Origin of the sequence: Brevibacillus soli (assembly GCF_044759095.2) — a bacterium.
GTDB lineage: Bacteria > Bacillota > Bacilli > Brevibacillales > Brevibacillaceae > JBIYSM02.
The window spans coordinates 53021-63830 of sequence record NZ_JBIYSM020000023.1; the positions used below are offsets into that span (position 1 = coordinate 53021).

A 10810-nucleotide genomic window follows, 5' to 3' on the forward strand; every position below is an offset into this window, starting at 1 on the left:
TTTATTGTAAGTAGGTGTAACCGGGAATCGTTAAAAACTCTTCGAAAGTATCGGCAGTCACCAGCCGCAAAAAGAGCTCGCAGGCTTGTTGGTATTTTCCTTGCTCATACTTTTCCGGACCGATGGCGGATTTCAGCTTTTCCATCTCCTCCTCGACCCATTGCCGCACCAGTTCAACGGTCACTTTTCGGCCGTCCGGGAGTACCCCTCGACGGTGACGAATCCACTGCCAAATCTGTGCCCGTGAGATCTCCGCTGTCGCGGCATCTTCCATGAGGTTGTGAATGGGAACGGCTCCAAAGCCCCGCATCCACGCTTCAATGTACTGAATGCCCACGTTGATGTTGGTTCGTACTCCGCCTTCCGTAATCGGCCCTTCCGGAACCGCCAGCAAGTCTTGAGCCATGACGTGAACATCCTCCCGCTTATACCAGATCTGGTTCGGTTCCGGCATCAGTCGGTTAAACACTTCCATCGCCACCGGTACGAGTCCCGGGTGAGCCACCCACGTGCCGTCGTGTCCGTCATACGCTTCCCGCTCTTTGTCAGCGCGTACTTTCCCCAAAGCTTCTTCGTTTTTCTCCGGATCGTTCTTCACCGGAATATGTGCAGCCATTCCGCCGATGCAGGGAGCCTTGCGCTTGTGGCAGGTTTTTACTGCCAAGGTCGTGTACGCCCGCATAAACGGGACGGTCATGGTTACCAGCGCCCGATCCGGCAGGATGACGTCGGGATGGTTGCGCAGCTTCTTGATGTAGCTGAAGATGTAGTCCCAGCGGCCGCAGTTCAACCCGGCGCTATGTTCGCGAAGTTCGTACAGGATTTCATCCATTTCAAAGGCGGCGAGAATCGTCTCGATGAGTACCGTAGCCTTGATGGTTCCCTGCGGAATTCCCAGTTCGTCCTGGGCAAAAATGAATACGTCATTCCACAGTCGCGCTTCCAGATGGCTCTCCAGCTTCGGAAGATAGAAATAGGGACCGGTACCGTTTGTTTGTAACGTCTCGGCATTGTGGTAGAGATAAAGTCCAAAGTCAAACAAGCTTCCCGAGACAGGTTTTCCATCCAGTAAAACGTGCTTCTCTTCCAGGTGCCATCCGCGGGGTCTCACCAGCAGGACGGCTGGTTTCTCATGCAAGGCATAGCGCTTGCCTTCCGGGCTGGTATAGGAGATCGTCCGCCGGTTGGCATCCCGCAGGTTGATTTGTCCCTGAACGGTATTTTCCCAAGTAGGTGAGTTGGCGTCTTCAAAATCAGCCATAAATATTTTTGCGCCAGAGTTTAGTGCGTTGATGACCATTTTGCGATCACCTGCAGGTCCGGTAATTTCCACCCGGCGGTCCTGCAAATCATCGGGGAGAGGTTCTATGGCCCAGCTGCCTGTGCGGATGTGGGCTGTCTCCGGCAAAAAATCAGGCATGTTTCCGGCGTCGATTTCAGCCTGCCGTTCTTTCCGTTTTTCAAGCAGGGCCCGACGCTTATTGCCAAACGTACGCTCCAGCTTGGTTATAAATTGAATGGCCTGTGGCGTAAGAATTTCCGCAAATTCCGGCGAAATCTCGCCGGTTACGTCTACTCCGGTTGGATAATGATTCATAGGAGTTGTTGCCATAGGGAAGCTCCTCCTTTCAAATCACAACGAATTATTATGGTACAGAAATGTTTTTAAGATTCTATTATAGTACAGTACCTACAAAAAAAATGACTCACTCCATATAGCCTGATCCACTGCAAGTGCTGCAGCTTACACATCCGTCTCCGTGACAGTGATGGCATTGCGTACCGTTCAGATCATGTCCATGTCCTCCGCACTGCGGGCAATTCTGTTCTCCGTTTCCTTCACACCGATAGCAATTCATCTCCAACGCCCCTCCTGTTTGATTTCTGTATTAAAACAATTGTTTTTGTTGTTGGTGTTATTATATAACAGCAACTTCTGTATTGCAACACATTTTAGAAAATTCCCGCTTTTATGCAAAAAAGGCCTTCTGTACTAATACAGAAGGCCTCTTTTTCTACTTATTTCTTCGGCGCGATTTTCTCCAAACCGCCCATGTAAGGACGCAGTACTTCCGGAATGAGAACCGTGCCATCCGCTTGTTGATAATTCTCCAGCAGTGCGGCCACAGTACGCCCGATTGCCAGACCGGAACCGTTGAGGGTATGCACAAATTCAGGCTTTGCCTTGGTGTCGCGGCGGAAGCGGATATTCGCACGACGGGCCTGGAAGTCTTCGAAGTTGGAGCAGGACGAGATCTCCCGGTAGGTTTCGTAGCTTGGAATCCACACTTCGATATCGTACTTTTTCGCTGCCGTAAAACCGAGATCACCCGTGCACATGCTCATCACGCGATATGGCAAGCCTAACAGCTGGAGCACTTTCTCCGCGTTTTTCACCAGCTTTTCCAATTCATCGTAGGAGTCTTCCGGTTTGACGAACTTCACCAACTCCACTTTGTTGAACTGATGCTGACGGATCAAGCCGCGCGTATCGCGTCCTGCCGAACCCGCTTCAGAACGGAAGCAGGCGCTGTACGCCGCATAGTATTTCGGCAGGTCGGCTGCGTCGAGAATCTCGTCACGATGCATGTTGGTCACCGGCACCTCTGCGGTTGGAATCAGGAAGTAGTCCGGTCCTTCCACTTTAAACGCATCCTCTTCGAATTTCGGAAGCTGGCCGGTGCCGGTCATGCTCAAGCGGTTCACCATATACGGCGGCAGGATCTCTTCATATCCATGCTCTTCGGAATGCAGGTCCAGCATAAAGTTCATCAGGGCACGCTCCAGGCGGGCACCCAGCCCCTTATAGAAAACAAAGCGGCTCCCGGTCACTTTCCCCGCTGTCTCGAAGTCGAGAATCCCCAGTTCCTGAGCCAGCTCCCAGTGAGGTTTGGCCGTAAAATCAAATTTGCGCGGTTCACCCCAGGTCCATGCCAGCACATTGTCCTCTTCGGATGTTCCCACCGGTACGCTTTCATGCGGCAGGTTTGGCAGGCTGAGCAATATTTGCTCCAGCTGTTCATCCAACTGGCGCAGTTCCTCGTCCAACACTTTAATCCGGTCGCTTACTTCCTTCATTTCTGCAATCAAATGATCGGCATTTTCCTTGTTGCGCTTCAATACAGCGACTTGCTCGGAGACGGTATTGCGTTTGTTTTTCAACGCCTCCGCCTCTTGAATCACCTGACGCCGCTTCTCGTCCACTTCCGCAAATTGATCCAACGCTGAGATGTCTTCATTACGATGGGCAAGCCGACGCCTTACCTCTTCCAGGTCGTGTCGCAAAACCTTTACGTCTAACATCTTAGGATCCCTCCGTGTATCAACAAAATAAAAAACACCCATCCCCCTTGCAAGGGACGAGTGCTGCTTACCCGCGTTGCCACCCTTATTGGCAGATGCCTACCGCTTGTTGCATCTACCCACTCTGCCCGTTTTAACGGTACGGGTACCGGGCAAAGTTCATTCCTTTGCCACTCCGAGATGGATTCTTCTGCATGCCGGGTCGGTTCGCACCATCCACCGACTCTCTTTGCCTGACAGGTGCAGCGTACTTGTTCTCGTCAACGTATTCCACACATATTTATACTTTTATTCTTTAACTGTACTACAAACTCTATACCTGTGTAAAGTCAACAAACAAAGAACCAGCACCCGTAACGGTGCTGGTTTTCTCCATCGGTTCCATTTATGCTTGTACTTTCTCGCCGCGGTATTCTTTTACCATGTCGAGGAAGTACTTGTGCATGCGGAAGTCTTCGGTCAACTCCGGATGAAAGGCGGCCGCCAGATATTGTCCCTGGCGAGCGGCGACGATTTTTTCCTCGTACTTGGACAAAATCTCACCGTTTCCGGCTACCTCCATGATGTATGGAGCACGGATAAACACGGCCGGGAAATCAGACGCCACACCGGCGATCGGAAGCGATACCTCAAAGCTTTCCTTTTGACGGCCGAATGCGTTGCGCTCCACCTTGATATCCATCAAGCCGAGGTGGAAGTCGTCCTGTCCGTTGATGCGGTTGGCCAACAGAATGGCTCCCGCACATGTACCAAAAATCGGCTTTTTGGCTTGTCCGAACTGACGAATCGCTTCCATGAATCCGTACTTGTGCATCAGCTTGCTGATGGTGGTGCTTTCTCCGCCGGGAATAACCAGTCCGTCCAGGTCTTCCAGCTCTTCTACTTTCTTAACCGGTACTGCTGTGGCGCCTGCTTCTTCCAGCATGCGAATGTGCTCGGCCACAGCTCCCTGAAGGGCGAGTACACCAATTTTCATGTCAGTTCACCTTACCAGCCGCGTTCTTGCATACGATCTGCTTCGCGGATTTTGGAGATTTCGATACCGGTCATGGGTGTACCCAAACCTTTGGATACGCGGGCAATCAGTTCGTAATCGGTGTAGTGTGTGGTTGCTTCGACGATCGCACGAGCGAATTTCTCCGGGTTCTCGGACTTGAAGATACCGGAACCTACGAATACGCCGTCTGCGCCCAGATGCATCATCAGTGCTGCGTCGGAAGGAGTAGCCACACCGCCTGCCGCGAAGTTTACAACCGGCAGCTTGCCGTTTTTATGAACATACTCGAGCAGATCGTAAGGGGCACCCAGTGCTTTTGCTTCCGCCATCAGTTCATCGTAGGACATGCTTTGTACCTTGCGAATCTGGGACTGCATGGTACGCATATGACGTACGGCTTCCACGATGTTGCCCGTTCCCGGTTCACCCTTGGTACGAATCATGGACGCGCCTTCACCGATGCGGCGAAGCGCTTCCCCGAGATCACGTGCGCCGCACACGAACGGAACCGTAAACTCTTTTTTATTAATATGGTACATATCGTCAGCAGGCGTCAAAACTTCACTCTCATCGAGGTAGTCTACACCCATCGACTCCAGAACACGCGCTTCTACAAAATGGCCGATCCGTGCTTTTGCCATGACAGGAATGGATACAGCATTCAACACTTCTTCCACGATGCTGAGGTCAGCCATGCGCGCTACGCCGCCTGCGGCACGAATATCGGACGGTACGCGCTCCAGCGCCATTACAGCAACAGCACCGGCGGCTTCGGCAATTTTCGCCTGTTCAGCATTTACGACGTCCATGATGACGCCGCCTTTTTGCATTTCAGCCATACCTCTTTTAACGCGGGATGTTCCTACTTGCACCATTGTATTATGCCTCCTACGATATGAAGTCAGACTTGATTGCGTATACGCTTTCTTAATATTCACCATTGTAAACCATCTTTTATTTCGGAAACAACCCCATTTATTTTCCCGTAATACTGCTTAAGATGTTGCCGATGAACTGGATCACGCTGCGGAAGAACAAGCGAAGCCAGCTGGCCTCTTCCACATCTTGCGCTGCCACCAGGTCAACCCCGCCTCTGGTGGCGTCTTCCGGCTGAAGGTAATCGCCTTCTGCGGCGCCTTCCGTCTTGAAGACAACCTTCCCGATTACTTGTTCTTTTTTAATGGGAGCGGTTAACTCCTGGAAGGTGACAACCGGCTTGTACTTGCCTTCTTCGCCGATCTTGGTCAGAACGTTCGCCACGTCTCCCGTTACCGCCGGGACTTCCAGCTCTACCCCGTTTTTCACAGGCGCTGTTTCATATCCTTTGATCGCAGCTCCCTTGTCCAGATGCTTCACCAGCTTGAAGCTGCTGAAGCCGTAATCAAACAGCTTCTTGGTTTCCACAAAGCGCTTGGTTTCGCTTTCCGTCCCCATCACTACGCTGATCAGCCGCATGCCGTCACGGGTAGCCGTTCCGGTAAAACAGTACTTGGCCTCGGCTGTATATCCGGTTTTCAAGCCGTCTACCCCCGGATAGTAGTTGTTCAAGTCAGGAAGCATCCAGTTGTAGTTTGCCTTCTTGAGCTCGTTTGGCATACCTTCGCGGAAAACAAGACGGGAAATTTTCGAGTACTCCAGAGCTTCCGGGAAATCGCGGATCAGTGCTCGTGCCAGAATGGCCGAGTCGCGGGCCGACATCAGGTTTTCGGTCTGATCGGTTTGCGGAGAGTACGGTCCCAGCTCGTTCGCCGGGAGACCTGTAGAAGTAACGAACTTTGTATTTTTCATCCCCAACTCTTGCGCTTTTTGGTTCATCATGGTGACAAAGTTCGCTTCACTGCCGCCCACCTTTTCCGCAAGCAGCACGGTTGCATCGTTTGCGGATGCGATCGCCATTGCTTTGTACAGCTCTTTTACGGTGAACGACTCGCCCATATTGAGGTAAACCCCTGCAGAGTCGGCCATTTTTGCAATATAGAACGCGTACTCGCTCACCGGTACCTTTTCATCCCAGGTGATTTTTTTCTGCTTGAGCGCCTCCAGCACGAGGTATTCCGTCATCATTTTCGACATGCTGGCCGGCGGCAGCGGTACATCCGGGTTGTGGCTATAGATAACTTTTCCTGTCGACGCTTCCAAAAGAATGGCTGATTTTACCGCCAGCTGCAGGTCAGCTTGGGCAGCATTGGTGTTGGCAGCCCCCCCGCTCCAGGCGGTCGCGAAAATGGCGACAGACAGGAACAGTCCTGTAAGCCGCTTTGCCCATTTTCTCACACTCATTCTCCTCTCACTCTCCCGTTCTGTCACTTTTGAGTTTTTCTGTAAACGGACACCAAGTGTAAGTGTACCATAGGAACGGGTATCGATTGAAGCTTGTTTCGACCTGTTCTGTTTTGCCAATCCCTAGAAATAGACCCCTTTCTCTGTCGGAAAGGGGTCTGAATAGGACAAATGACTTAGGAAATCGAGTAGTTCGGTGCTTCTTTGGTAATTTGGACATCATGCGGATGACTCTCGCGCAAACCGGCACCGGTGATGCGGACGAACTGGGAGTTGTCGATAAGCTCCTGGATTGTTTTCGTTCCACAATAGCCCATCCCGGCTCGCAGACCGCCGATCAGCTGATACACGACATCAGCCAGAGGCCCTTTATACGGCACACGGCCCTCGATGCCCTCCGGCACCAGCTTTTGCTCGTTTTCCTGGAAGTAGCGGTCTTTGCTGCCTGCCTTCATCGCTCCAATGGAGCCCATACCGCGATACACTTTAAAGCGGCGGCCCTGGAAAATTTCAAACTCGCCCGGGCTCTCTTCCGTTCCGGCAAACAAGCTTCCGATCATGATCGCCGATGCGCCGGCTCCGATCGCCTTTGGCAAGTCACCGGAGTATTTAATGCCGCCGTCGGCAATAATTGGAATATTGTATTTGCGGGCTACCCGTGCACAATCGTAAATCGCCGTGATTTGCGGTACACCGATACCGGCTACGACACGTGTGGTACAAATGGAGCCGGGACCGATCCCCACTTTTACCACAGAAGCGCCTGCTTCAATCAGATCGCGGGTCGCTTCTCCCGTTGCCACGTTGCCAGCTACGATGGTCAGTTCCGGATAAGCCTTTCTCAGCTTTTTGACGGTTTCAATAACACCGCGGGAGTGTCCGTGTGCGGTATCCACGACCAATACGTCAACGCCCGCTTGTACCAGGGCCTCAGCACGCTCAAACGTATCAGCCGATACACCGACTGCTGCACCACAGAGCAAGCGTCCTTGAAGGTCTTTTGCCGCATTCGGATATTGGATCGCTTTCTCAATGTCTTTAATGGTAATTAACCCTTTCAAGACATTGTTTTCGTCCACCAGCGGCAGTTTTTCGATTTTGTGCTTTTGCAGGATGGCTTCTGCCTGTTGAAGTGTGGTTCCCACCGAAGCGGTTACGAGATTTTCTTTGGTCATTACGTCTTTGATGGGGGTAGAAAAGTCATGTACAAAGCGGAGATCGCGGTTAGTGAGGATTCCGACCAGATGGTGAGCCTCATCGACGATCGGGACACCGGAAATGCGGTACTTACCCATGAGCGCATCCGCGTCAGCTACTGTATGGTCTGGAGTTAACGAGAAAGGATTTGTGATAACGCCGCTTTCCGATCGTTTAACACGGTCAACTTCACTTGCCTGTTGTTCGACGGACATATTTTTATGGATGATACCGATACCGCCTTGCCGTGCCATGGCAATGGCAAGGGCTGATTCCGTCACTGTATCCATGCCGGCGCTGATGAGTGGAATGTTTAATTTGACTGTTTCGCTCAGTTTCGTGGTGACGTCAACATCCCGGGGAAGGATTTCCGATTTTGCCGGAATAAGCAATACGTCGTCAAACGTTAATCCTTCCTTCACAAACTTGTCTTCCCGCACAATAACTTGCCCCTTTCGCCAAAATATTTTATGCCAGTTTAACAAACGCCTTAATTTACTGTCAAGAAAACGAGTCAATGTTCGGAGTTACATAAAATTAGACAGATAAATCTAAAAACAAATCGGGAAAGCGCTACCATAATACGAAGATTTCCTGAAAAGGTGGAACCATATGGATAAAGCATGGAGCTATCTCCGTTTCCTGGAGACGGAGCCTACCGCCCGAAAATTTTTAACGGACTGTTATCAACACCGAGGGTTTGACCATCCCAATCGTCTTGCGTTTCAACAAAGCAATCGGTTCCTCTACACGTGGAAGCAGGCACGCGCGTTTTATTCCGCGGCGGCAGATGCCGATTTGCTCATTCGTCCGCTGCTTCTGTTTTACGGGTGCGTTCACATGCTGAAGGGAGTCTTGCTTACTGTCGAACCTGATTATCCGCAAAACAGCAGAATGCTTCAGCACGGTGTCACCACCCGCAAATTGAAGCGAACCCCCTATCAACTCCTCGAAGACGAAGTGCGTCCGCAAAAGGAGGGCTTTTTTGCGCAGCTGGCCAAGGTTCTGGGGCCAACACTGCTGAACGAGCGTTACCTGGTGAAAGAACTGTTAGGCTCACTTTCTGCTTTGTCAGATGCCTATGCGGGAGTTACCGGTGAGCGTTACTGGCATCGTGTTCAGATGGCAGCACAAGCGGACGGGTCTGTTGTTTTAGCGCTTCCCTTCCGTTCGAATGGAACGCTGGGATTTTCCCCTGAAACCTACAGACAATTTCTACAGAGAATGGCTCCTTTGGGACTTACCATTCCGATCGTTGAATGGGAACCGTCAACCGGCCGCAAGCAGTTTTGCCTGTCATCTGCCGATCTGGTTCTCCTGTCGGATCATCCCGTATTCCAGCGAGACGGAGAGACTGTTTTCGTTTGGAACGGGCCGAATGATACTTTGCCGCTGCCGGTTTGGGTAAATCATTATTTGCTTCTGTATGTACTCAGCATGCTCTGCCGCTACGAAACAGAGTGGTGGGGAGAGCTCGTCCTCTCCCACGCATATGCAGAGACCTTGCTGGTCGACCGCTTTCTCACACACCACGAGCACGCTTTTCCTACCTTTATTATGGAACAGATGAAAAAAAACAACACCCTGTTCCCGTCGTAGTGATGGGTGTTGCCTTTCTCTGCCTTTATTTTCGCCAAGCTCCTTCGCTGTAAGAGTTGCCCGCATCCCAGATGAGGTACTGGTCTACACCGAGTTCCCTTCCCGCCCTGATTTGCGCCTGTACCTCGGCTGGCCCGTAGGGGATATATCCCTTGACCCAACGGGCGGTAAAATCTTGATACCACGGGCGAATGAACGCGGTCGGTTGGTTGTTGGCACGCAGAACGGCGTCTTTTTCCATTGCATCCCTCAATCCGTTTGCAATGGTCTCATAGGGACGTGAATCCGGCACAGCCAGCCCGTATGTCCCGTTAGCGTAATGGGAAGGGTACATCATGGGGCTGATGTAATCCACGATCGGTGTAATCAGCTCCCACTTCTGCCCGATCCCCATGTCGTCGCGAACGGATGGCACCAGACCAAAGACGTCAGCCGATATGTACACGTGATAAGGAGCCAGCTCCTTTTTGGCATAAGCCAGAAAGTCGGCAACCACCTGCTGTTTCGGTTTGCCGTTTTGCTGGTAAAAGGCCACGTCCTGGTCTACTTTTTTTCCGTTGTCGGGAAATCGAACATAATCAAACTGGATTTCTTTAAATCCCTTTTTGGCCGCTTCTTTTGCGAGGGCAACATTGTAATCCCACACTTCCTTGCGGTAAGGATCAATCCAGACTACGCCCTTGCTATCCGACCAGATTGAACCGTTCTTGCGATGCATGGCCCACTCCACTTTTTTCCCGGCCAAATACGGATCCTTGAAGCAGACGATGCGAGCGATGGGATACACGTGGTGATCATTCAAGGTTTGAACCAATTGATCTATGTCTTGGATAAAAGTCGTGGCGTCCGCTTTTACCTCTTTGACCAACGGCACACCGGATTGGTAAGTAATCCGGCCCTCGTCTTCCTTCATATCGATAACCATTGCGTTCAATTCAGTGTCATCTACCAGTCGGAGCAGTTTGACGAAATTGTTGTTTCCCGCAGACCAACCCGTCAGGTAAATTCCCTTCGCTTTTACAGGAATTTTCATATGATTCAGTCTGTCTGGCGAAGAAAGAAGCTCTTCGTCGGACCAGATATTCGTTGGTGAAGATGCCTCTTGCTGAGCCACGACCCCTTTGGTTCCCGCCCACATGATCAAACAAAACAATGCCAATACGACAAATGTGAGCAGTTTGCATTTTATCGTCATCTGGGCCACCCCTTCTTCGCTTAACTCCTCTAGTATATCATGTTACGCATTTACTCCCGACTTTCTTCCTTCCCGGAAAAACAAAAAAACCCCCAACGATCAACGTTGAGAGTTCTCTTCTCATTCCTTGAAAACTGGATACGCTCATAGGCTAAGGGATTGTGTGGATAAGTCCTCGACCGATTAGTATTCGTCAGCTCCACGCGTTGCCGCGCTTCCACACCGAACCTATCAACCTC

General features: G+C 51.3%; 8 protein-coding genes and 1 other annotated feature. Of the genes, 1 reads left to right on the forward strand and 7 read right to left on the reverse strand.

The features are described from left to right. Position 1: 1 nt before the first annotated feature. The 6 genes from aceB to guaB form a co-directional block, all read right to left on the reverse strand. The gene (aceB, locus tag ACE99V_RS11410; RefSeq protein WP_400491208.1) at positions 2–1612 is read right to left on the reverse strand and encodes a malate synthase A; all 1611 of its coding nucleotides are present in this window, start codon (positions 1610–1612) and stop codon (positions 2–4) included. 407 nt (positions 1613–2019) lie between these two features. Next, positions 2020–3303: a serine--tRNA ligase gene (serS, locus tag ACE99V_RS11415; protein WP_400491209.1), complete on the reverse strand. Its 1284-nt coding sequence runs from the start codon at positions 3301–3303 to the stop codon at positions 2020–2022. A gap of 49 nt (positions 3304–3352) precedes the next feature. Then, positions 3353–3576, reverse strand: a binding site (T-box leader). Between the two features lie 112 nt (positions 3577–3688). Next, entirely contained in the window at positions 3689–4279 is a 591-nt protein-coding gene (gene pdxT, locus ACE99V_RS11420; RefSeq protein ID WP_400491210.1) for a pyridoxal 5'-phosphate synthase glutaminase subunit PdxT, read from the reverse strand. An 11-nt stretch (positions 4280–4290) separates the two neighbouring features. After that, positions 4291–5175 (reverse strand): pyridoxal 5'-phosphate synthase lyase subunit PdxS, encoded by an 885-nt coding sequence (pdxS, locus tag ACE99V_RS11425; protein WP_400491211.1) that lies wholly within the window; start codon positions 5173–5175, stop codon positions 4291–4293. Positions 5176–5275: 100 nt separating this feature from the next. Further along, a complete protein-coding gene (locus tag ACE99V_RS11430) occupies positions 5276–6580 on the reverse strand; it encodes a D-alanyl-D-alanine carboxypeptidase family protein (RefSeq protein WP_400491213.1) in 1305 nt (434 codons plus the stop codon). 176 nt (positions 6581–6756) lie between these two features. After that, positions 6757–8217: an IMP dehydrogenase gene (gene guaB, locus ACE99V_RS11435; RefSeq protein WP_400491214.1), complete on the reverse strand. Its 1461-nt coding sequence runs from the start codon at positions 8215–8217 to the stop codon at positions 6757–6759. 172 nt (positions 8218–8389) lie between these two features. Here guaB and ACE99V_RS11440 point away from each other — a divergent pair, with 172 nt between their 5' ends. Continuing rightward, the gene (locus ACE99V_RS11440; RefSeq protein WP_400491215.1) at positions 8390–9376 is read left to right on the forward strand and encodes a YaaC family protein; all 987 of its coding nucleotides are present in this window, start codon (positions 8390–8392) and stop codon (positions 9374–9376) included. 25 nt (positions 9377–9401) lie between these two features. Here ACE99V_RS11440 and ACE99V_RS11445 read toward each other — a convergent pair whose 3' ends face one another. Next, a complete protein-coding gene (locus tag ACE99V_RS11445; RefSeq protein WP_400491216.1) occupies positions 9402–10571 on the reverse strand; it encodes a putative glycoside hydrolase in 1170 nt (389 codons plus the stop codon). Positions 10572–10810 lie beyond the last annotated feature (239 nt).